The organism is Photorhabdus antumapuensis, from assembly GCF_020387775.1.
GTDB classification, from domain to species: domain Bacteria; phylum Pseudomonadota; class Gammaproteobacteria; order Enterobacterales; family Enterobacteriaceae; genus Photorhabdus; species Photorhabdus antumapuensis.
Genome location: NZ_JAHZMK010000021.1, coordinates 1 through 22,028, shown reverse-complemented (window position 1 = coordinate 22,028; position 22,028 = coordinate 1). Strand labels below are relative to the sequence as shown.

Sequence of the window (22,028 nt, the reverse complement as noted above, 5' to 3'; positions counted from 1 at the left end):
CTGTGCCTGTCATTTTCTCAGAGAAAAACTTTCAGCCTCGCAAACAGAATGTCAAATTAATGAGTTGCGCCTCCATGAATGGCGATATCTTCACTGTTTTTTAATGCTTCATCAATAGCAATTTCCAGCGCTGTTATAACTGTTTCCAGGGTCATACTCGGAGTACCTGGATACCGAACTGCTTGCTCAGGTAGATAAGGAATATGGATAAATCCACCGCGTATTTCAGGATTGGTGTATGCCAAATGATGCAACAAGCCATACATGACATGATTACAGACGAAGGTGCCTGCGGTTTGTGAAATGGAGGCAGGGACTCCGGCGTCACGCAAACCCTTAACTATTGCATTGATCGGTAACGTGGCGAAGTAAGCGGCAGGGCCTGTTGCGACTATGGGGGTATTGATAGGCTGATTGCCTTGATTATCAGGAATGCTAGCATCATTGATATTAATTGCCACGCGTTCCACGGTAATATTTGGTCTACCGCCTGCTTGTCCTACGGCAATGACCAGATCAGGCTGTACATCATCAATAGCAGCATACAGACAAGCCAGAGAGACGTCGAACACACATGGAAGCTGACGCGCTTCAATGCGGGCCCCACATAATTCTCGCCCCTGTAATTGCTTAGCTGCTTCCCACGATGGATTAATCTTTTCTTTGTCGAAAGGCTCGAAACCTGTAATTAAAACTGTTTTTTGTGTCATCATAGATAGTGCCCTATATGGTGGAAAGAGTCTAATATATCTAAACAATATGCATCCTATAAAAGGATAACTGTGATATTTATATTTGGTAATTGTTTTATTTTTGTTGAAAATATAATTGTAATATGTTGGTAAATAAGCAAGAAAAATACAGTTAATTTTTTAATATGTTAATCATAAGAAAAAGTTATTTTAAAAATAGTCCAACTTATTGCGTTGTTGATTTATAAATGTTAGGAGAGTATTTTAATAGCGACGGTGATTTATATTTGGTTCAGTTGATAGTTTATTGGAAATATTTTGTTTTATGACCGGGTTATGAAACGATAAATTTTTCTTTGTGATGGGATGGATATTAGCCCTTATTAACTCTCAGGGAAAAAATATTTCGATGAGATAATCCGTGATATATTTTTCTCGGTATGTTTGAAATATAAATATAACTAAACAATGGATAGTTTTTTCCATAATATGAGCTCATTCAAGTTAGTTTATGGACGGAAGAAAATGCCCTGTTTCTTTATCGTCTCATGGTTATTTTGTGATTTATGTCTCAAAATAATGTACGTTTTTCTTTTTTATATTACTTTGAAGTGACATTTATCACTAAAAGATGTCTAAATGCTCAGTACAGTAGATCTCAACTAATTTCATTATAAATTTTCTTGCTGAGGAGTCTGATATGTCTGATGTATTTCACTTAGGTCTGACCAAAAGCGACCTGCAAGGCGCAACTTTAGCTATTGTTCCGGGTGATCCGAAACGTGTGGAAAAAATCGCAAGATTGATGGATAACCCGGTTCATCTTGCTTCTTTACGTGAATTTACGTCATGGCGGGCAGAAATTGATGGTAAGGCTGTCATTGTGTGCTCTACGGGTATTGGTGGCCCGTCAACCTCTATTGCTGTTGAAGAATTAGCGCAATTGGGGGTGCGTACTTTTTTGCGTATCGGTACAACAGGTGCAATTCAGGAAAATATCAATGTTGGTGATGTGTTGGTGACTACCGCTGCTGTTCGTTTGGATGGTGCCAGCCTGCATTTTGCTCCGATGGAATTCCCGGCGGTTGCTGATTTTGAATGTACGACTGCTTTGTACGAAGCAGCAAAAGATTTGGGTGCAACGGTACATGTGGGGATAACGGCCTCTTCCGATACTTTTTATCCCGGTCAGGAGCGTTACGATACCTATTCTGGCCGGGTTGTGAGCCGTTTCAAAGGCTCAATGGCTGAATGGCAGGCGATGGGCGTCATGAATTATGAAATGGAATCGGCAACTTTATTAACAATGTGTACAAGCCAAGGGCTACGTGCGGGTATGGTTGCTGGTGTCATTGTTAACCGTACTCAGCAGGAGATTCCTAATGTTGAATTACTTGAGAAAACAGAAAGTAACGCATTGGGGATTGTCGTAGAAGCTGCTCGCCGTTTGTTGTAAATCATACTTTTTGGGCCGGAGTATTCCGGCTCACTCTTATTTTAAAGAGAAATCTGTTAATGTTTTAATACCTAACAACTCATTAAAAGTCATCATGATCACAACATCTTTATTGCACCCATCAGTACTTCCCCTCAATGGAGGGATTAATTTTCGTGATTTAGGCGGTAAAAAAGTAGCGAATGGTGGAAAAATCAAATCAGGTTTACTTTTCCGCTCAGGTTCTCTGGATCGCTTAACAGAAAAAGACCAATCTTTCCTGGAAAATAGAAATCTCTTTCAAATCATAGATTATCGTGATACCAGTGAAATAGCGGATAAGCCCGATTTGGTATGGAATGGCGCTAATTATCATCATGCCCCGGCCAATCCATTATCTGAGGAAGTGAATGCGAATCTGGAGAAGTTGACATCAGATATGTTGGAACAATTTGATCCGCAAACATTTATGTTCCGTCTTTATGCATTACTGCCTCTGAAAAATTCAGCCTATAAGACATTAGTTAAATTACTGCAACAACCGGAAAAAGGTGGGATAGTCCAGCATTGTGCGGTAGGTAAAGACAGAACCGGTGTAGGTTCTGCGCTGGTATTGTTTGCTCTGGGGGCTGATTTGAATACGGTAATGGAAGATTATTTAGTAACTCACTTTACTCTGGCTCCTTACCGTGAATATTTATTAAATGAGCATGCGAAAACCATGAGTGATGATGTAGTTGATAAATTCGCTTATGTTTATTCCGTGAGAGAAGAGTTTTTAATGACGGCATTAAACAGTATTAACCAACATTATGGCAGTGTAGATATATGGCTGGAAAAAGATCTTGGCCTTGATTTTTCTGCTCGTAAGAAATTACAAGGTTATTTCCTTGAATAAAAAGTTGGTTTAATTCTGGTTAATGCAGCGGTGGTTAAATTGAATGTGGTATTAATCAATACAGGAATATGAATTTGAGTCTTCATGAAATAGTTGATCTGGTAATCGCTTTTGTTAAAGCTCATGATACCTGGATCATGCCGATTGTTTTCTTGCTTGCTTTTGGTGAATCTCTGGCTTTTTTCTCTTTGTTATTACCTGCAACGATCATATTGCTTGGATTGGGGGCATTAATAGGCGAAGGTGGTCTTAATTTCTGGCCAATTTGGTTGGCAGCAGCAGCAGGGGCTTTTTTGGGCGATTGGGTATCTTATATTGTTGGCGCCTATTTTAAAGGTGATATTAGTAAAGTTTGGCCGATTTCTCGTAAACCACAACTACTGACACGAGTGCACCATTTCTTTGAACGTTGGGGTATCTGGAGCATTTTCTTTGGTCGATTCTTTGGGCCATTCCGTGCAATTGTGCCATTAGTCGCAGGTATTTGTACCATGCCATTGCGTTATTTCCAGATAGCGAATATCTGTTCTGCACTTATCTGGTCTTTTGGGGTATTAGCTCCAGGCGCGTTTGGTTTGCAATGGTTAGTGCAATGGGTGAGTTAATTGAGAGCAGCTTCGCAGACTGAACCATCTGTATAAATCATTCTGGACATCTATACAGTAGCAATTTAGTTTATCTGGTCGAAGAGTGTAATAGAGGAAATACCGGTGGGTATCCAGTTGTTATATACGTTGATAGGTGCTCTTGGCGGCCTGTTGGGCGGTGGTATTCTCGTTTGGTTCTCCGTTCATCAACGTATTCAACAGCAAGAATTGGAATTACGGAAATTGGACAGCCAGCTTGCCGTTGCCAGTGAGAAACTTGAACAATCAGCTTATTGGCGTGTTGAATGCGAGCAATTGAACCAGGAATTGCGGGCTCAAAGAGAAGTTAATAGCGTGCAAGAATCTGAACTGCGGGAAGTGACTACACGCTTGGAAGAGAGTCGTCTCGCGGCTGAAGAGAAGCAGCGGTTGCTGATCAACAGTGAACTACGTTTGAATACTCAATTTGAGAATTTGGCTAATCGTATTTTTGAACAAACGGGCCGCCGTACGGATGAACAAAATCGGCAAAGTCTCAATACTCTTTTAGCGCCATTTCGTGAACAGCTTGATGGCCTTCATCGGCAGGTACAGGAAAGTTTTGGTCAGGAAGCCCGTGAACGGCATACTCTTGCACATGAAATCCGTAACTTACAGCAACTGAATGTCCAGATGGCACAGGAAGCTATCAATCTGACAAATGCCCTTAAAGGTAATAATAAAATTCAGGGAGATTGGGGAGAAGTCGTGTTATCCCGTATTCTGGAAGCTTCTGGTTTACGAGAAGGGCATGAGTTTTGTACTCAGGTTAATATCAAGGTAGAGGGTAACCGCCGTTTCCAACCTGATGTTATTGTTCATTTGCCGCAAGGGAAGGATGTGGTCATTGATGCCAAGATGTCACTGGTCGCTTATGAGCGTTATTTTAACAGTGGCGATCGGCATCAGCAGGAGTTAGCCCTTCAAGAGCATATCGACTCGATTAAAGGTCATATTCGTGGTTTGAGTCGCAAAGATTACCAACAGTTGCCCGGACTGAAATCGTTGGATTATGTATTGATGTTTATTCCGGTTGAACCTGCTTATTTGGTTGCGCTTAACAAGGCGCCTGAGCTGCTTGATGAGGCTCTTAAACACAATATTATGCTAGTTAGTCCATCAACATTGTTGGTTGCTGTGCGTACTATTAATAACTTGTGGCGCTATGAGTATCAAAGCCAGAATGCGCGTTTAATCGCGGATAAGGCCGCCCGTATGTATGATAAAATGCGTTTGTTTGTCGATGACATGCAAGGTTTGGGGCAAAGCCTGGATAAGGCTCAACTTAATTATCGGCTGGCAATGAAAAAGCTGACCGAGGGACGTGGCAACCTGATCAGCCAGGCAGAGAGTTTTCGTAATTTAGGTGTTGAAGTGAAACGTCCTATTGATCCCGAACTGGCGGATAGGGCCAGCCAACCACCCTGTGCTAATGATTAATACCAAGATAGGGTTTTATCTGAAAGGCTGATACACTTTTATAACGCTTTGAATAAAAAATGGGCAAATAACATGGTAGACCAAACGAAACAAACCACACATTTTGGTTTCCGTACTGTAGCAAAGGATGAAAAAGCAGGCATGGTGGCCGACGTGTTTCATTCTGTTGCGGCAAAATACGATTTAATGAATGATTTAATGTCGTTTGGTATCCATCGTATCTGGAAACGTGTGGCTATTGATGCCAGTGGTGTACGCCGAGGTCAGAGGATACTTGATTTAGCTGGCGGTACTGGCGATCTGACAGCCAAATTTTCTCGTATCGTTGGTGAAAAAGGTGAAGTTGTTCTTGCTGATATCAATGAATCTATGCTGAAGGTTGGGCGTGAGAAATTACGTGATGTTGGTATTGTTGGTAATGTCAGCTATGTGCAGGCTAATGCGGAAGCGTTGCCTTTCCCTGATAACTATTTTAATTGCATCACTATCTCTTTTGGTTTGCGCAATGTTACCGAAAAAGAAAAAGCCCTGCGTTCTATGTTTCGGGTGTTGAAGCCGGGTGGACGTTTATTGGTACTTGAATTTTCTAAACCTTTGTTCGCACCGTTAAGCAAAGCGTATGATGCTTATTCTTTCCATGTGCTGCCAAAAATTGGTCAGGTTTTTGTGCAGGATGCTGACAGTTATCGTTATCTGGCGGAATCCATCCGTATGCATCCTGATCAGGATGCGCTTAAAACGATGATGGAAGAGGCTGGCTTTGAACAGGTGACTTATACCAATATGACTGGCGGCATTGTTGCACTACATAGAGGTTTTAAATTCTGAGATGGAAAGACCATCACTGAGTACAGTTATTAATTCCACACTTACGCCGGTTTTAACCGCAGTGATGGAAACATCGTTGAATTACCTGTTGTACCGTGAGCCCGTGTTAAGGCCAGCCCGTATGCGGTTGGTGAATAAAGTTTTGTCGATTGAATTAAAAGAAATGAGTACACCACTCACATTGGTGTTTAGTGAGAAACAGGTGGACGTATTAAGTCAATGGGTCGAATCTGCCGATTGTACTGTTAAAACTCATGTTTCTGCTTTGCTTAAGCTACGGGATCGCCAACAAATTTCCAAATTGCTCAATAGTGGTGAAATGGTTATTGAAGGGGATATGCAGGTTGTTCAGCAATGGTCTGTTTTGTTGGATATGGTTGAATGGGATTTGGCCCATTATCTTTCCCCTTATTTCGGGGATATTGCTGCCGAAAGTATGAGTCAAGTCATTAAAAAAGGATTTCAGTTTGTTTCCGGTTCAATGGAATGTCAGAGAAATTATCTGGCGGAAACGTTAATAGAAGAATGGAAACTGGCTCCAAATCAGCTTGAAGTGGCTTATTTCAGTGAAGAAGTTGGCATGTTGGCCAAAGATATTGGGCAAATAGAACAACGATTGGCAGTATTAGAGGAAAAATATGACTCCAGGTGAATTAAGACGCCTTTATTTGATCATACGGGTTTTTCTTTCTTACGGATTGGATGAGCTAATTCCTCGAATTCGCTTAACCTGGCCTCTTCGTTTTGGTCGTTATTTGTTGTTCTGGATCCCGAATAGACATAAAGATAAATCACTTGGGGAGAGACTACGGCTTGCCTTACAGGAATTAGGGCCTGTTTGGATTAAATTTGGACAGATGCTTTCAACGCGGCGTGATCTGTTTCCTCCAGCAATAGCGGATCAACTTGCATTGTTGCAAGACCGAGTTGCCTCTTTTGATGGTGCTTTGGCGCGTCAATATATTGAAACCGCTTTAGGGGGAGCATTGGAAACCTGGTTTGATGATTTTGAACCTATTGCTCTGGCCTCTGCTTCAATTGCTCAGGTCCATACTGCCCGGTTAAAAGAGGATGGACGGGAAATTGTTATCAAAGTCATTCGTCCTGATATTCTACCGATTATCAAAGCAGATATCCGGTTAATGTACCGTCTGGCAAATTGGGTACCAATGTTATTACCCGATGGACGCCGTTTACGCCCTCGTGAAGTTGTGCGGGAATACGAGAAGACGTTAATTGATGAACTGAATTTGCTGCGTGAAGCGGCTAATGCAATTCAACTCCGCCGTAATTTTGAAAAGAGTTCAACGCTTTATGTACCGGAAATTTATTCTGATTATTGCCGTGAAAATGTTCTGGTGATGGAGCGGGTTTATGGTATCCCTGTTTCTGATATTGAAGCATTGGAAGCGCAGAATACCAATATGAAATTGCTGGCTGAACGGGGCGTACAGGTCTTTTTTACGCAGGTTTTTCGCGATAGCTTCTTCCATGCGGATATGCATCCGGGAAATATTTTTGTCAGCTATGAACATCCTGAAGATCCGTTTTATATTGGTATTGATTACGGTATTGTTGGTTCTCTTAATAAAGATGATAAACGTTATCTGGCTGAGAATTTTATTGCTTTCTTTAATCGTGATTACCGGAAAGTTGCTGAACTTCATGTGGATTCAGGCTGGGTTCCCAGCGATACCAATGTTGAAGATTTTGAATTTGCAATCCGTACAGTTTGTGAGCCAATCTTTGAGAAGCCGCTTGCGGAAATTTCATTTGGTCATGTACTTCTGAATTTATTTAATACTGCACGTCGTTTTAATATGGCAGTGCAGCCTCAGTTAGTTCTTCTGCAAAAAACACTTTTGTATGTAGAAGGTTTAGGACGGCAGCTTTATCCCCAGCTTGATTTGTGGAAAACAGCAAAACCATTTCTGGAGGAGTGGTTGCATAGCCAGGTTGGATTGCCAGCGGTTATTCGGGCATTGAAAGAAAAAGCGCCTTATTGGGCAGAAAAGTTGCCAGAACTACCTGAATTAGTGTATGACAGTCTTCAACAGCATAGACATTTGCAAGCGAGTATTGAGAAACTATCAGATCATTTAAAAGGGCAACAGATAAAACAGCGGCAGTCACAGTATTTGCTTGGTGTTGGTGCGACATTGTTTCTCTGCGGCAGCTTGTTTTTGTTGTCTGGCTTGGCAAATATTCCTTGGTTGTTTATAGGTGCGGGTACCGTTTCGTGGTTGTTTGGCTGGTTTCGGCTAAGTAGGATTTAGTAAAATTTGTTTTAGGGCAAATTTTTTTGAAGGTCGGTTATAGTTCGTCGTATGTATAATGAACTGTTAAAATAATCCCTGTTAAATAGAGGTAAATCAGAATGGGCGGTATAAGCATTTGGCAATTACTCATTATTGCGGTCATTGTGGTGCTGCTGTTCGGCACGAATAAACTCCGTACTTTGGGTTCTGATCTTGGGGCATCTATTAAAGGTTTTAAAAAGGCGATAGGGGATGATAATCAGCCTCAACAGGCTCAAAAAACCAGTAATGACGCCGATTTTGAGACTAAAAATATTACTGAAAAACAATCTGTAGCTCAGTCTGAAACATCTGAGAGCAAAAACAAAGAGCAGGTATAAACTGTGTTTGACATTGGTTTTGGTGAGCTGCTGCTGGTTATGGTTATTGGCTTGGTGGTTCTGGGGCCAGAACGGTTACCGGTGGCAGTAAAAACGGTTGCTGGTTGGATCAGGGCACTGCGCTCTTTAGCTGCTAATGTCCAAAATGAGCTGGCCCAAGAGCTGAAATTGCAGGAGCTCCAGGAAAGCCTGAAAAAAGTTCAAGAAGAAGCGGGGTTGCAGAATTTATCCCCGGAACTACAAGCTTCGATGGATGAGCTAAAAGAAGCTGCTGAGTCTTTGAAAAAAGCATACCAAAATGAACCTGATGCGGAGAGTATGAAAGCATCAGAAATAAATGAGGTGGCACAAAAGCCGGCAGCGTCTCAGGTTGTGGCTTCATCTGAGCCTTCTGCTCCAGTGGATGATCAAGCAGCTTCTGCAACGAAGAAAAAAACTTTTGATGAAGTTAATGGTGAACACTAAAACATGGCTGTTGATGATACTCAACCACTTATCAGTCACCTTATTGAATTGCGTAAGCGAATTCTAAACAGTTTACTTACTGTATTAGTGGTTTTTTTAGCATTGGTTTATTTTTCTAACGACATCTATCAGATGATTTCTGCACCTTTGATTAAGCAGTTGCCTCAGGGTGCCAGTATGATAGCGACAGATGTTGCTTCTCCCTTTTTTACGCCAATAAAACTGACCATTATGGTGTCGATATTTGTATCTGCACCTATGGTTCTCTATCAAGTATGGGCATTTATTGCACCTGCGTTATATAAGCATGAACGCCGCTTGATGATCCCTCTGCTTGTTTCCAGTAGCCTGTTGTTTTATTTGGGGATGGCGTTTGCTTATTTTGTTGTATTTCCGATAGCTTTTGGATTCTTTGCTAAAACGGCGCCTGAAGGGGTGCTGATTGCAACGGATATCAGTAACTACTTAAGCTTTGTCATGGCTCTGTTTATGGCCTTTGGTGTCTCTTTTGAAGTACCCGTTGCCATTATTTTATTATGTTGGAGTGGGGTAGTTACACCTGAATCCTTGAAGAAAAAGCGTCCGTATATTTTGGTAGGTGCTTTTGTTGTTGGCATGTTGTTAACGCCGCCGGATGTTTTCTCGCAAACCTTGCTGGCTATTCCTATGTATCTGCTGTTTGAACTGGGGATTTTGCTCTCCCGTTTTTATACCGGACAGCGGAAATTGGGGGATCGTTCAGAGGAAGATGAGCAGGAAGCGCCAGAAGCGAATACGGAAAAGTGATAATAGTAATCTTAACATGTTGTTCTGTAGTGCTAAGATAATTAGTACGAAGTGATAGCATATTAATTAACCCAGCGCGAATGCGCTGGGTTTGAGTTAGGAGAGCTATATGAGCTATGCATTTCCAGGAACTTTCCCTGGTCGACGTATGCGCCGGTTGCGCTGTCATGATTTTTCCCGCCGTCTGGTTGCTGAAAACCAATTAACTGTTAATGATTTAATCTATCCTGTATTTGTGATGGAAGGCACTAATCGTCGTCAAGAAGTGCCCTCTATGCCCGGTGTGTATCGTCTGACGATGGATCTTTTGCTGAAAGAAGCTGAAGAGATTGCTCGACTGGGGATTCCGGTGTTGTCTCTGTTCCCCGTTATTGAAGCAGATAAAAAATCTCTGGATGCGGAAGAAGCTTATAACCCTGATGGGTTGGTTCAGCGTACGGTTCGTGCACTGAAAGATGCCATTCCTGAGCTAGGATTGCTGACTGATGTGGCATTAGATCCATTCACTACACATGGTCAGGATGGGATCATCGATCAGGATGGTTATGTGATGAATGATATAACCAAAGAGATCTTAGTCAAACAGGCATTGTCACATGCAGAAGCTGGTGCTGAGATTGTGGCACCGAGTGACATGATGGATGGGCGTATTGGTGCAATCCGTGAACTGTTTGAAGCAGAAGGACATGTAAATACTCAAATTATGGCTTACTCCGCTAAGTATGCTTCTGGTTATTACGGCCCATTCCGAGATGCAATCGGTTCAAATCGTCATCTGAAAGGAGGTAATAAAAAAACCTATCAGATGGACCCTGCGAATAGTGATGAAGCGTTGCAGGAGATTGCACAGGATTTGCAGGAAGGCGCTGATACTGTAATGGTAAAACCAGGTATGCCTTACTTGGATGTTATCCGCAGGGTAAAAGACACATTCGGTGTACCAACCTTTGCTTATCAAGTATCTGGCGAGTATGCCATGCACATGGCTGCTATTCAGAATGGTTGGTTACAGGAACAGGTAATTGTGGAGTCTCTGTTATGCTTCAAGCGCGCAGGAGCAGATGGTGTACTGACGTATTTTGCAAAACAGGTTGCTCAACAATTATATGAACAGAAGCGTTAATATTTGATTAAAAACGGGCGAATGCAAATTCTGCCCGTTTTTTGTTTGGTTAAATTTTCACAAACTGTTTATTATTAAGTGCCTTAGGTAATTGTTTATTCAGAATATTAAGTAACAGAATAGAACGGGTTTCTCCATCTGGCTCATTGTAGATAGCTTGCAATCCTTCAAAAATTCCTTCGGTGATTAATACGGTATCACCAGCCACAGGTGTATCTGGTGATACATATTCTTGCTCAGTTGCTGATACGATCTCTTTAATCAGTGTTTCCGGTACGATAGCAGGGTGCACGCCAAAACGGACAAAGTGGCTAACACCGCGTGTTGAATTAATAGTTGTAGTATGAATAATTTCAGGATCAAACTGAACAAACAAATAATTAGGAAAAAGTGGTTCTATATTCACAGTACGTTTACCACGGGTTATTTTTTCAATTCTGGCGGTAGGAGTCAGGCAAGCAACATCCTGTCGTTCCAGATTTTCTATTGCTCGTGAAATTTGCCCACGTTTACAGTAAATGAGGTACCAGTTTTCCATCTTTAATTAACCTTGATCCAATGACTATTAAGCATAGCAAAATAGAAAAGGGCATTACAGGCATTATCTTAGTGATAATTGTTTAATGATGCATATTTATTGTTATGAATGGGGTCTATGTTTTTCAGTAAAAAAGCGATGAGTAATATTTTGGTAAGTGACAGATAAAGTAATTAATATAAAATTGATTGTTATTTGTTCAGAAAATATTAATAAAAGAAAAATATCAGTATTTCTGTTGAGTAATTGCAAAATTTGATAGTCATTGAGTAGTTATATGGGAAATCCGTGGTGAGCGATTGGCTGTATCTTGTGTGGTGAACCGAGAAAAGATAGTGACAGCATTATTTCTGTGGTAAGAGTGAAGGTATCGAGATGTTCCAACTAAACATCTTACTGAGTAATTTGATGCTCAAGTATTAACTCATTAGGTTCCATTTCGTTGTATTTGACTTTAAGGTCGCAAGGTTGAATTAACCCCGTTGCTTTTTAGTAACTTATTGGTTTACTTTGTAGTCTTCTGAAAAAAACACAAAAAAGCTGAGTGGGATGGCTTATAATGTTTTCCCCCTTAAAAACCGGCATAAATGAATAGTATGAAATACCGTGACTTAAGAGATTTTCTAACCTTATTGGAGCATAAAGGTGAGTTGAAACGCATCAGCTTTGAAGTTGATCCTTATTTGGAGATGACTGAAATTGCAGATCGTACCCTTCGCGCTGGTGGGCCTGCCTTGTTGTTTGAAAATCCCAAAGGTTATTCAATGCCTGTATTGTGTAATTTGTTCGGTACTGCTGAACGTGTTGCTATGGGGATGGGGCAGAAAGATGTTAAAGCTTTGCATGATGTAGGTAAGCTGCTAGCTTTTTTGAAGGAACCCGATCCTCCAAAAGGTTTTCGTGATTTACTGGATAAACTACCGAAATTTAAGCAAGTCCTTAATATGCCAACTAAACGGCTTAATACTGCGCCTTGCCAGGAACATGTTTCGGTTGGTGACGATGTAGATTTAACCCGTATTCCTATTATGCACTGTTGGCCCGAGGATGCTGCGCCGTTGATTACTTGGGGGCTGACAGTCACCCGCGGCCCGAATAAAGAGCGGCAAAATCTTGGTATCTATCGCCAGCAGGTACTGGGTAAAAATAAACTCATTATGCGCTGGTTATCTCATCGTGGTGGTGCGCTTGATTTTCAGGAATGGTGTCAGGCACATCCAGGAGAACGTTTCCCGGTGGCTGTTGCCTTGGGGGCTGATCCAGCGACAATATTGGGGGCTGTGACGCCAGTTCCTGACACATTATCGGAATATGCATTCGCCGGGTTATTAAGAGGATATAAAACAGAAGTTGTAAAATGTCTTTCAAGTAACTTGGAGGTACCAGCAAGTGCTGAGATCGTATTGGAGGGGTATATTGAGCCTGGCGAGTTAGCTCCAGAAGGGCCATATGGTGATCATACGGGCTATTATAATGAAATCGATATGTTCCCGGTGTTTACTGTGACACATATTACTCAGCGTCATGATGCTATTTATCATTCGACTTATACTGGCCGCCCGCCAGATGAACCTGCTGTGTTGGGGGTTGCATTGAATGAGGTGCTGGTACCGATTTTACAAAAACAGTTTCCTGAAATTGTCGATTTTTATCTGCCTCCTGAAGGTTGTTCCTATCGTCTCGCCGTCGTGACTATGAAGAAACAATATCCAGGTCATGCCAAGCGGGTCATGATGGGAGTTTGGTCATATCTACGGCAATTTATGTATACAAAGTTTGTTATTGTTTGTGATGACGATATCAATGCCAGAGATTGGAACGATGTCATTTGGGCAATCACTACGCGAATGGACCCGGCAAGAGATACAGTATTAATGGAGAATACTCCGATAGATTATCTCGATTTTGCATCACCAGTTTCAGGATTGGGTTCGAAAATGGGAATGGATGCAACGAACAAATGGCCGGGAGAGACGCAGAGGGAATGGGGACGCCCTATTGTGATGAGTGAAGAAGTGCGTACCCGCGTCGACAAAATCTGGGATGAATTAGATATTTTAGGACCATAAGAGGGAACGCATGACAACACTGAGCTGCAAAGTAACCTCTGTAGAGGCTATTACTGATACGGTTTATCGGGTACGGTTACTTCCCGATTCTCCGTTCTCATTCCGCGCCGGTCAGTATCTGATGGTGGTAATGGGTGAGAGAGATAAACGTCCGTTTTCAATGGCATCAATGCCTTCAGAAAAGGAGTTTATTGAATTACATATTGGTGCTTCTGAACTGAATTTGTATGCAATGGCTGTGATGGATAGAATTCTGGATCAGAAAGTGATCGATATTGATATCCCTCATGGTAAAGCCTGGTTTCGTCAAAGCAGCACTAATCCGCTGTTATTAATTGCAGGCGGTACGGGGTTTTCTTATACCCGTTCTATATTGCTGACAGCATTGGAAGAACAACCTGAACGCCAGATATCTATTTATTGGGGTGGTAGAGAATCACAACATTTATATGACTTGGCTGAATTGCAATTACTTACAGAGCGTTATCCTAATCTGATGGTTGTTCCGGTTGTTGAACAGTCGGAGAATGGATGGTGTGGACGTACTGGAACCGTGCTCAAAGCGGTACTAGAGGATTTTGGTAGTTTAGCCAATTATGATATCTATATTGCGGGGCGATTTGAAATGGCAAAAATTGCTCGTGAGCGTTTTTGTAGTGAGCGTGATGCTTCTGCTGACAACATGTATGGCGATGCTTTCGAATTCATTTAAAATAATAATAAAAAAACCCGCCCCTGACAGGCGGGAATTACGGCAACAACGACTCAGTTATAATATTTTCTACAGATCAGTTCTTAATCCATTCTTTCTATAATAGTAGCAATACCTTGGCCTAAACCGATACACATGGTTGCCAGCCCAAACTGAACATCGCGGCGCTCCATTAGATTCAACAATGTTGTTGTAATGCGAGCACCTGAACAGCCTAATGGGTGCCCGAGAGCGATTGCTCCACCATTAAGGTTCACTTTGTCATCCATGCGATCCAGCAAATTCAGACCTTTCATGCAGGCAAGTGATTGAGCGGCAAATGCTTCGTTTAGTTCAATTATGCCAATATCATCCAGCTCTAAACCTGCTTTTTTGAGAGCTTTCTGTGTAGCAGGGACAGGGCCATATCCCATAATGGAAGGATCACAACCAACAGCAGCCATTGAGCGGATACGGGCACGAGGTTTTAGTCCCAGATTTTTAGCATAGCTTTCACTGGTTATCAGCATCGCAGATGCACCATCGGATAAGGCAGAGGAGCTGCCTGCTGTAACCGAGCCTGTTACCGGATCGAAGACAGGACGCAGAGCTGCCAGATCTTTCAGATTGGTATCTGGACGGATAACTTCATCGTAATCAAACAGTTTTAGTATGCCATCGGCATCGTGACCATAAATTGGTGATATCTCATTGGAGAATGCACCTGATTGCGTTGCTTGTGTTGCACGTTGGTGCGAACGAAGCGCAAATTCATCCTGCATTTCACGGCTGATATGGTGAATCTTTGCCAACATTTCAGCGGTTAAACCCATGACTCCTGCGGCTTTGGCAACGCTCAGACTCATTTTAGGATGGAAATCCACTCCATGAGTCATCGGGACATGCCCCATGTGCTCTACACCACCAATCAATGTAACATTAGCTTCTCCGGTCATGATCATACGAGCGCTATCATGCAGCGCTTGCATTGATGAACCGCATAGCCGGTTAACCGTTACGGCCGGTACAGAGTGAGGGATATCGGCCAGTAAAGCTGCATTACGGGCAATGTTGAAACCTTGCTCTAGAGTTTGCTGGACGCAGCCCCAGTAGATATCGTCGATTTCATGTTGCTGTATTGCCGGATTACGTTTAAATAGCTCTTTCATCAGGTGAGCGGAGAGATCTTCAGCCCGGACCTGACGGAATGCACCACCTTTTGAGCGCCCCATTGGGGTGCGGATGCCATCAATAATGACTACATTTTCCATGTTTCCAGACCTCACGCTGTTTTTCCGGTGCTGACAGCAATCGCTGCTGCTGTAGAGTAGTAACTTTCATTACGTTCAGCTTTGGCTTTCAGACCAGGTGGTACCTGATAAAGAGCACCGAGGTGAGCATAATTTTCAGCCATTTTTACGTAAGCTGCTGTTCCCATTGTTTCCAGATAACGGAAAACACCACCGTGGAATGGAGGGAAACCAAGGCCATAAACCAGAGCCATATCAGCTTCTGCCGGGCTGGCAATGACACCTTCTTCCAGACAACGGACAACTTCGTTGATCATCGGGATCATAGTACGAGCAATGATCTCTTCACCGGAGAAATTATTCTTCTGTTGGCAGATAGTTTCCAGCAATTGGTCTGTTTGCTCATCCCGCTCTTTTTTAGGCTTACCTTTCTTATCTTGAGTGTACTTGTAGAAGCCAAGACCGTTTTTCTGCCCGTAACGTTGATTGTCATATAAAACATCAATGGCATCTTTATAATCACGCCGCATACGATCTGGGAACCCTTGGGCCATGACTGATTGAGCATGATGTGCAGTGTCAAGACCGATAACATCAATAAGATAAGCAGGACCCATTGGCCAGCCAAATTCTTTCTCCATGATTTTGTCTATTTGGCGGAAATCACCACCATCACGCAATAGCAGACCGAAGCCAAGGAGATAAGGAAGCAGTACCCGGTTTACAAAGAACCCTGGACAGTCGTTAACGACGATCGGGGTTTTACCCATTTTGCTGGCATAAGCGACTACGGTTGAAATTGTCTTTTCAGACGTTTTTTCACCGCGAATCACTTCAACCAATGGCATACGGTGTACCGGGTTGAAGAAATGCATACCACAGAAGTTTTCTGGGCGTTTTAGGGACTTAGCTAATTCTGAAATTGGAATTGTTGATGTGTTGGATGCTAGGACACAATCTTCGTTAACCAGAGTTTCAGCTTCTGATAGTACAGCTGCTTTGATTTTAGGATTCTCTACTACAGCTTCAACCACGATTTGAACCTGTTCGATATCGGCATAATTTAAGGTAGGTTGAATAGAAGAGAGGGTTTTCGCCATTTTTATGGCATCTAGACGGCCACGTTCAAACTGTTTGTTTAGAAGTTTAGCGGCTTCATTCATGCCTAATTCGAGGGCTTGCTGGCTGATGTCTTTCATCATGACAGGAATCCCTTTGCGGGCAGATTGATAGGCTATACCACCACCCATAATTCCAGCACCTAGAACTGCGACATACTCAGGTGTTGTAACTTCTTTCAGATGTTTTTTTGCCAGTCCTTTTACGTACTGGTCATTAAGAAAAATACCCACTAAGGCACGGGCAACATTTGTCTGTGCTAAAGGAATGAAGTTGGCGGTTTCTATTTTCAGTGCTTCATCACGACCAAATGTAGCGGCTTTTTCTATGGATTTAACTGCGGTGATAGGAGCAGGGTAATGAGGGCCGGCGACTTTCATCACCATACCTTTTGCCACACTAAAACTCATGCCACGTTCAATTTCATTGAGTTTCAAAGGCTCTAATTTTGGCTGACGCGCGGCTTTCCAGTCAAGGTTCCCTGCAATTGCTTGTTCCAGCATTGATACTGCGGAATCAACCAGTTTTTCTTTGGGAACCACTGCATCAATCAAACCGTTTTTCAATGCTTCTTCTGCACCAATGTCTTTACCTGCGGCAATGATATCCAGTGCATTATCAGTCCCGATCAGGCGTGGAAGGCGAACTGAGCCACCAAAACCAGGCATAATACCAAGTTTGGTTTCTGGCAGCCCAATGCGTACATCCGGGGAGGCTACACGGAAATCTGTAGATAGAACACATTCACAACCGCCACCAAGAGCATAACCATTTATTGCTGAAATGGTTGGGACGGGTAAATCTTCTATCCGGTTAAAAATGCTATTTGAAAAGTTAAGCCATTCTTGCAGTTTTTCTACAGGTGAATCGAATAAAGAGAGGAATTCAGTAATATCTGCACCAACAATAAATGCGGCTTTTTCAGAACGTAATAAAACGCCTTTCAATCCAGTTTGTTGCTCTAGGCTGGCAACAGCCTTATCGAGAGATGCAACGGTTTTGGTATCTAGTTTATTAATCGCGGCTGGGGCACTGAAAACCAGTTCAGCAATGCCATCTTTCAGCCAGCTTACTTGAATTGTTTCACTTTGATAGAGCATGTCGTTCTCCTAAATGAGCGCATACCATCTGGTATGACCAGATGGGTTTGATTGTGGTTATTATGTTAAGTAAATGCAAATGAGTGATTAGTTTTTTGCAAGGGTGATCACAAGTGAGATTTGTATCTCATTGACAATAATTGTTTTTATATTTTGATAAATAAGGTGTTAGCGGGAGCCGATAAATTGAGAGGTTTTTTGCGTGATACCTGCAAATATCAATGGCTATGATAAGCTAATGGTTTAGTCATAAAATAAAAAAGGTCAATTGAAATGGAAAAGTTGGCATCTCTGTACCACGAACATATTTCTACATTGCAGCAACGTACCTGTGAAGCATTGGCCCGTAATCAATTTGATGCTTTGCTTATTCACTCTGGTGAGTTACAGCGTATTTTTCTTGATGATAGAGATTACCCTTTCAAAGTTAATGTTGACTTCAAAGCTTGGGTACCAGTAACTAAAGTGCCTAATTGTTGGTTGTGGGTAGATGGTATTAATAAACCTAAATTATGGTTTTACTCGCCGGTAGATTATTGGCACAGCGTAGAGCCGCTGCCGACTAGCTACTGGACTAAAGAAGTTGAAATGATTCAGCTGGCAAATGCTGGAGATATCAATTCAGTGTTAAGCACTTATGTGAAACAGAATGTTGCTTACATCGGTTGTTCACCACAAAGAGCGAAAGAGATTGGTTTCTCTGAACACAATATTAATCCAAAGTCTGTTCTTGATTATTTGCATTTCTATCGTTCATACAAAACAGATTATGAACTAGCCTGTATGCGTGAAGCACAAAAAACGGCTATTGTCGGACATTTGGCTGCTTATGAAGCATTTCAGGCTGGGATGAGTGAGTTTGATATTAATATCTCTTATCTTATGGCAACAGGTCATCGTGATACAGATGTGCCTTATAACAATATTATTGCTATGAATGAGAATGCGGCTGTTTTGCATTACACTGCATTGCAGCACAACGCACCTTCGGATATTCGTAGTTTTCTGATTGATGCTGGTGCTGAATATAATGGCTATGCAGCAGATATCACCCGCACTTATTCAGCAAAAAGTAATAATGAATTTGCTTCTCTAATTAAAGATATGGATGCTGAACAAAAAGCGTTAATTAGTACAATTAAAGTAGGTGTTCGCTATACCGAATATCATATTCAAATGCATCATCGGATTGCTAAGTTGTTGAAAAAATATGGTATCGTGAAAGATGTCAGTGAAGAAGTCATGGTTGAAAAAAAGCTGACAACGCCATTCTTTCCACATGGCATTGGTCACCCTCTTGGATTACAGGTCCATGATGTGGCAGGGTTTATGCAGGATGATACAGGTACACATTTAGCCGCTCCGGATATGTATCCTTATCTGCGTTGTACCCGTATTCTAGAACCCCGCATGGTGCTGACTATCGAACCAGGCATTTATTTCATCGAATCGCTGCTTGTACCTTGGCGTGAAAGTGAGTTCAGCAAACATTTTGACTGGAATAAAATTGGGATGTTTAAACTTTTCGGTGGTATTCGTATCGAAGACAATATTGTGATCCATGAAAATAAAGTGGAAAACATGACTCGGGATCTTCAATTGCCATAATGAAGCCTTATTTGATACCCGCAGCTTCAGTGAGTTTTACTGAAGAGATTAAAAAAAGTCGCTTTATTACCTTGCTGGAGCATACTGGCGGGGTGGATGAAGCTAAAGCGTTTATCCAGCAAATTAAAGCTCAGTACCCTGATGCCCGCCATCACTGCTGGGCATTTGTTGCTGGTGCACCGGATGATTCACAACAGTTGGGTTTTTCAGATGATGGGGAACCTTCAGGAACCGCGGGTAAGCCGATACTATCCCAACTTATGGGAAATAATATTGGTGAAATAACCGCGGTTGTTGTCCGCTATTTTGGTGGAATAAAATTAGGTACTGGTGGGTTGGTAAGGGCATATGGAAGTGGTGCCCAACAGGCGCTGAAATTGCTGGAGACAAAATATAAGGTTCCACAGAAACTCTGTTCCTTGCAGTGTGAATATGCCCATATCTCTATGATTGAACAGTTATTACAGAAGTCATCAGGGCAAATTATTTCCAGTGAGTATGCAGAGAATGTTACTTTGCGAATTTCACTTCCAACTACCTTAGTGGGGGAAGTCGGTGATAAATTACGTGATCTAAGTCGCGGTGTACTGTATTTAACACCTGATCTGTAAATATTCTCTGTAACTGGATTTCTAAGGAACCAGCTGAATGCATTTTCGTGCCATAACCCGTATTGTTGGGCTGCTTGTCATTCTTTTCTCTGTCACTATGATAATTCCAGGATTGGTAGCACTTATCTATCGTGATGGCGCTGGGCGTGCATTCAGTCAGACATTTATTTTTGCCTTAATTATCGGTTTGATGCTTTGGATACCAAACCGGGAGCAAAAACATGAGCTAAAGCCCCGGGAAGGGTTTCTTATCGTTGCTTTGTTTTGGACAGTACTTGGTAGTGTCGGGGCTTTACCTTTCATCTTTTCTGAACAGCCCAATCTTTCTATTACAGATGCATTTTTTGAATCTTTCTCCGGTTTAACAACAACGGGTGCTACGACACTGATTGGGCTTGATTCCTTGCCTAAAGCGATTCTTTTCTACCGGCAGATGCTGCAATGGTTAGGTGGTATGGGGATTATTGTGCTGGCTGTTGCAATACTGCCTCTACTTGGGGTTGGTGGAATGCAGCTCTATCGGGCTGAAATGCCTGGCCCATTGAAAGATAATAAAATGCGCCCGCGAATTGCTGAAACGGCAAAAACTTTATGGTTGATTTATGTGTTACTGACAATTGCCTGCGCTTTAGCGTTATGGGTTGCGGGTATGTCAGTTTTTGATGCCATTTCTCACAGTTTTTCAACTATCGCAATTGGTGGATTTTCTACACATGACGCGAGTATTGGTTATTTCAATAGCCCTGCGATAAATACCATTATTGCGATTTTTCTGCTGATTTCTGGTTGTAACTTTGGTTTGCACTTCGCGGTATTAACGGGACGTAGCCTGACAGTATATTGGCGGGACCCTGAATTCCGTATGTTTATCTCCATTCAATTAGTGCTTGTTATTATTTGCACTCTGATCTTATGGAATCACGCTGTTTATAAGTCGGGGATAGAGACACTAAACCAAGCTTTTTTCCAGGTTGTTTCAATGGCGACAACAGCAGGGTTCAGCACAGATAGCTTTGCTCGTTGGCCATCATTTTTGCCGATACTGCTATTGTGTTCCGCTTTTATTGGAGGTTGTGCGGGTTCAACGGGAGGAGGACTGAAGGTCATTCGTATCTTATTGCTATTCTTGCAAGGTTCCCGTGAATTGAAGAGATTAGTTCATCCAAATGCGGTTTATACCCTCAAGCTAGGGCGAAGGGCATTACCTGAAAGGATTATTGAAGCTGTTTGGGGATTCTTCTCTGCTTATGCTTTGGTATTTATCATTAGTTTATTATTACTTATCGCAACTGGTGTAGATGAACTTTCTGCGTTTTCTGCAATAGCCGCTACACTAAATAATCTAGGGCCTGGGTTGGGTGCTGTTGCGGATAACTTCACTGCAATGAATCCGACAGCCAAATGGATATTAGTTATAACGATGTTGTTTGGTCGCTTGGAAGTATTCACTTTATTAGTTTTATTTACACCAACCTTCTGGCGTGAATAGTCTGTTGGGAGAGGGATATGGCTATGAATTGTTTGTTTCTTTATTCCAGTCGGGATGGGCAGACTAAGAAAATCATTACCCGCATTGCTGAAAATCTACGCAGATCAGGGGAGATATGCGAACTCAGAGATTTAGCAACAGTAAAAACGATCAATTTGGAATCTTATGACAAGGTTATGATTGGAGCTTCGATCAGATATGGTCATTTCAATTCGGCACTGAAAAAGTTTGCCATCTGTCATCAACAACAACTTAATAAAATGCCAACTGCATTTTTTTGCGTAAATCTGACAGCAAGGAAGCCAGAGAAACGTACACCAGAAACAAATGTGTATGTTCGTAAGTTTCTGCTTAATACCCCGTGGAAGCCAGATTTGTGTGGTGTTTTTGCTGGTGCATTACTTTATCCTCGTTATCATTGGTTGGATCGGGTAATGGTTAAAATGATTATGAAAATGACTGGTGGGGAAACTGATACAACTAAAGAGATTGAATATACCGACTGGCAGCAAGTTGATCATTTTGCTGATGATTTCCTTGGAATAGTGGGTAAAAAGTAACTGATTTGTTCTTTTTTTCAGTGTTTAGTTGGAAAAGTGCGCGAACGATGGTTTTTTTTAAA

21 protein-coding genes are annotated in these 22,028 nt (G+C 42.0%); 17 read left to right on the top strand and 4 right to left on the bottom strand.

What is annotated here, in order from left to right; genetic code table 11:
• Positions 1-56: 56 nt before the first annotated feature.
• On the bottom strand, positions 57-713 hold the full coding sequence (gene pcp / locus KZ793_RS08275) for a pyroglutamyl-peptidase I (protein ID WP_225814918.1): 657 nt from the start codon (positions 711-713) through the stop codon (positions 57-59).
• 679 nt (positions 714-1,392) lie between these two features.
• On the opposite strand from pcp, the gene udp reads away from it, so the two are divergent.
• The 11 genes from udp (at position 1,393) to hemB (ending at position 10,931) form a co-directional block, all read left to right on the top strand.
• Positions 1,393-2,148: a uridine phosphorylase gene (udp, locus tag KZ793_RS08270; protein ID WP_225814917.1), complete on the top strand. Its 756-nt coding sequence runs from the start codon at positions 1,393-1,395 to the stop codon at positions 2,146-2,148.
• A gap of 94 nt (positions 2,149-2,242) precedes the next feature.
• Positions 2,243-3,025: a tyrosine-protein phosphatase gene (locus KZ793_RS08265; RefSeq protein WP_225814916.1), complete on the top strand. Its 783-nt coding sequence runs from the start codon at positions 2,243-2,245 to the stop codon at positions 3,023-3,025.
• Positions 3,026-3,093: 68 nt separating this feature from the next.
• Positions 3,094-3,630: a DedA family protein gene (locus tag KZ793_RS08260; protein ID WP_397443590.1), complete on the top strand. Its 537-nt coding sequence runs from the start codon at positions 3,094-3,096 to the stop codon at positions 3,628-3,630.
• A 165-nt stretch (positions 3,631-3,795) separates the two neighbouring features.
• Positions 3,796-5,091 carry a DNA recombination protein RmuC gene (gene rmuC / locus KZ793_RS08255; protein WP_397443592.1) on the top strand — a complete coding sequence of 432 codons (1,296 nt, stop codon included), beginning with the start codon at positions 3,796-3,798 and terminating at the stop codon, positions 5,089-5,091.
• Positions 5,092-5,163: 72 nt separating this feature from the next.
• Positions 5,164-5,919, top strand: coding sequence for a bifunctional demethylmenaquinone methyltransferase/2-methoxy-6-polyprenyl-1,4-benzoquinol methylase UbiE (gene ubiE / locus KZ793_RS08250; RefSeq protein WP_225814914.1), 756 nt, complete (start codon positions 5,164-5,166; stop codon positions 5,917-5,919).
• A gap of 1 nt (position 5,920) precedes the next feature.
• Positions 5,921-6,571 carry a ubiquinone biosynthesis accessory factor UbiJ gene (locus tag KZ793_RS08245; protein ID WP_225814913.1) on the top strand — a complete coding sequence of 217 codons (651 nt, stop codon included), beginning with the start codon at positions 5,921-5,923 and terminating at the stop codon, positions 6,569-6,571.
• Complete coding sequence (ubiB, locus tag KZ793_RS08240; protein WP_225814912.1) at positions 6,558-8,195, top strand: ubiquinone biosynthesis regulatory protein kinase UbiB; 1,638 nt, start codon at positions 6,558-6,560, stop codon at positions 8,193-8,195. The genes KZ793_RS08245 and ubiB overlap by 14 nt, the downstream gene beginning before the upstream one ends.
• Before the next feature lie 101 nt (positions 8,196-8,296).
• A complete protein-coding gene (tatA, locus tag KZ793_RS08235; protein WP_036778270.1) occupies positions 8,297-8,557 on the top strand; it encodes a Sec-independent protein translocase subunit TatA in 261 nt (86 codons plus the stop codon).
• 3 nt (positions 8,558-8,560) lie between these two features.
• Complete coding sequence (tatB, locus tag KZ793_RS08230) at positions 8,561-9,022, top strand: Sec-independent protein translocase protein TatB (RefSeq protein WP_225814911.1); 462 nt, start codon at positions 8,561-8,563, stop codon at positions 9,020-9,022.
• Between the two features lie 3 nt (positions 9,023-9,025).
• On the top strand, positions 9,026-9,808 hold the full coding sequence (gene tatC, locus KZ793_RS08225) for a Sec-independent protein translocase subunit TatC (protein WP_225814910.1): 783 nt from the start codon (positions 9,026-9,028) through the stop codon (positions 9,806-9,808).
• A gap of 109 nt (positions 9,809-9,917) precedes the next feature.
• On the top strand, positions 9,918-10,931 hold the full coding sequence (gene hemB, locus KZ793_RS08220; protein ID WP_225814909.1) for a porphobilinogen synthase: 1,014 nt from the start codon (positions 9,918-9,920) through the stop codon (positions 10,929-10,931).
• Between the two features lie 49 nt (positions 10,932-10,980).
• On the opposite strand, the gene rfaH is transcribed toward hemB, so the two are convergent.
• On the bottom strand, positions 10,981-11,469 hold the full coding sequence (rfaH, locus tag KZ793_RS08215; RefSeq protein WP_112878799.1) for a transcription/translation regulatory transformer protein RfaH: 489 nt from the start codon (positions 11,467-11,469) through the stop codon (positions 10,981-10,983).
• 596 nt (positions 11,470-12,065) lie between these two features.
• Between rfaH and ubiD the strand changes: the two genes are divergently transcribed.
• Positions 12,066-13,538, top strand: a complete 1,473-nt coding sequence (gene ubiD / locus KZ793_RS08210; RefSeq protein ID WP_225815065.1) for a 4-hydroxy-3-polyprenylbenzoate decarboxylase — start codon at positions 12,066-12,068, stop codon at positions 13,536-13,538.
• 10 nt (positions 13,539-13,548) lie between these two features.
• Entirely contained in the window at positions 13,549-14,250 is a 702-nt protein-coding gene (fre, locus tag KZ793_RS08205; protein ID WP_225814908.1) for an NAD(P)H-flavin reductase, read from the top strand.
• A gap of 83 nt (positions 14,251-14,333) precedes the next feature.
• Here the strand turns inward: fre and fadA are convergent, their stop codons facing one another.
• Both fadA and fadB read right to left on the bottom strand, forming a co-directional pair.
• Positions 14,334-15,500 (bottom strand): acetyl-CoA C-acyltransferase FadA, encoded by a 1,167-nt coding sequence (gene fadA, locus KZ793_RS08200; protein ID WP_225814907.1) that lies wholly within the window; start codon positions 15,498-15,500, stop codon positions 14,334-14,336.
• Between the two features lie 11 nt (positions 15,501-15,511).
• Complete coding sequence (fadB, locus tag KZ793_RS08195; RefSeq protein ID WP_225814906.1) at positions 15,512-17,698, bottom strand: fatty acid oxidation complex subunit alpha FadB; 2,187 nt, start codon at positions 17,696-17,698, stop codon at positions 15,512-15,514.
• A gap of 273 nt (positions 17,699-17,971) precedes the next feature.
• Between fadB and pepQ the strand changes: the two genes are divergently transcribed.
• The 4 genes from pepQ to hemG are packed head-to-tail and all read left to right on the top strand — an operon-like array spanning position 17,972 to position 21,966.
• A complete protein-coding gene (gene pepQ / locus KZ793_RS08190) occupies positions 17,972-19,306 on the top strand; it encodes a Xaa-Pro dipeptidase (RefSeq protein ID WP_225814905.1) in 1,335 nt (444 codons plus the stop codon).
• Positions 19,306-19,917: an IMPACT family protein gene (locus KZ793_RS08185; RefSeq protein WP_118984525.1), complete on the top strand. Its 612-nt coding sequence runs from the start codon at positions 19,306-19,308 to the stop codon at positions 19,915-19,917. Before pepQ ends, KZ793_RS08185 begins: the two co-directional genes overlap by 1 nt.
• A 37-nt stretch (positions 19,918-19,954) precedes the next feature.
• The gene (trkH, locus tag KZ793_RS08180) at positions 19,955-21,406 is read left to right on the top strand and encodes a Trk system potassium transporter TrkH (RefSeq protein ID WP_225814904.1); all 1,452 of its coding nucleotides are present in this window, start codon (positions 19,955-19,957) and stop codon (positions 21,404-21,406) included.
• 23 nt (positions 21,407-21,429) lie between these two features.
• The gene (hemG, locus tag KZ793_RS08175) at positions 21,430-21,966 is read left to right on the top strand and encodes a menaquinone-dependent protoporphyrinogen IX dehydrogenase (protein WP_225815064.1); all 537 of its coding nucleotides are present in this window, start codon (positions 21,430-21,432) and stop codon (positions 21,964-21,966) included.
• The last annotated feature ends 62 nt before the right edge of the window (positions 21,967-22,028 follow it).

Coding starts and splice junctions, on each gene's coding strand:
- pcp (WP_225814918.1), bottom strand. CDS start 713: ATGATGACACAAAAAACAGTTTTAATTACAGGTTTCGAGCCTTTCGAC.
- KZ793_RS08245 (WP_225814913.1), top strand. CDS start 5,921: ATGGAAAGACCATCACTGAGTACAGTTATTAATTCCACACTTACGCCG.
- ubiB (WP_225814912.1), top strand. CDS start 6,558: ATGACTCCAGGTGAATTAAGACGCCTTTATTTGATCATACGGGTTTTT.
- KZ793_RS08265 (WP_225814916.1), top strand. CDS start 2,243: ATGATCACAACATCTTTATTGCACCCATCAGTACTTCCCCTCAATGGA.
- hemG (WP_225815064.1), top strand. CDS start 21,430: ATGAATTGTTTGTTTCTTTATTCCAGTCGGGATGGGCAGACTAAGAAA.
- ubiD (WP_225815065.1), top strand. CDS start 12,066: ATGAAATACCGTGACTTAAGAGATTTTCTAACCTTATTGGAGCATAAA.
- rfaH (WP_112878799.1), bottom strand. CDS start 11,469: ATGGAAAACTGGTACCTCATTTACTGTAAACGTGGGCAAATTTCACGA.
- trkH (WP_225814904.1), top strand. CDS start 19,955: ATGCATTTTCGTGCCATAACCCGTATTGTTGGGCTGCTTGTCATTCTT.
- fadA (WP_225814907.1), bottom strand. CDS start 15,500: ATGGAAAATGTAGTCATTATTGATGGCATCCGCACCCCAATGGGGCGC.
- hemB (WP_225814909.1), top strand. CDS start 9,918: ATGAGCTATGCATTTCCAGGAACTTTCCCTGGTCGACGTATGCGCCGG.
- fadB (WP_225814906.1), bottom strand. CDS start 17,698: ATGCTCTATCAAAGTGAAACAATTCAAGTAAGCTGGCTGAAAGATGGC.
- ubiE (WP_225814914.1), top strand. CDS start 5,164: ATGGTAGACCAAACGAAACAAACCACACATTTTGGTTTCCGTACTGTA.
- tatC (WP_225814910.1), top strand. CDS start 9,026: ATGGCTGTTGATGATACTCAACCACTTATCAGTCACCTTATTGAATTG.
- tatA (WP_036778270.1), top strand. CDS start 8,297: ATGGGCGGTATAAGCATTTGGCAATTACTCATTATTGCGGTCATTGTG.
- udp (WP_225814917.1), top strand. CDS start 1,393: ATGTCTGATGTATTTCACTTAGGTCTGACCAAAAGCGACCTGCAAGGC.
- KZ793_RS08260 (WP_397443590.1), top strand. CDS start 3,094: ATGAATTTGAGTCTTCATGAAATAGTTGATCTGGTAATCGCTTTTGTT.
- pepQ (WP_225814905.1), top strand. CDS start 17,972: ATGGAAAAGTTGGCATCTCTGTACCACGAACATATTTCTACATTGCAG.
- KZ793_RS08185 (WP_118984525.1), top strand. CDS start 19,306: ATGAAGCCTTATTTGATACCCGCAGCTTCAGTGAGTTTTACTGAAGAG.
- fre (WP_225814908.1), top strand. CDS start 13,549: ATGACAACACTGAGCTGCAAAGTAACCTCTGTAGAGGCTATTACTGAT.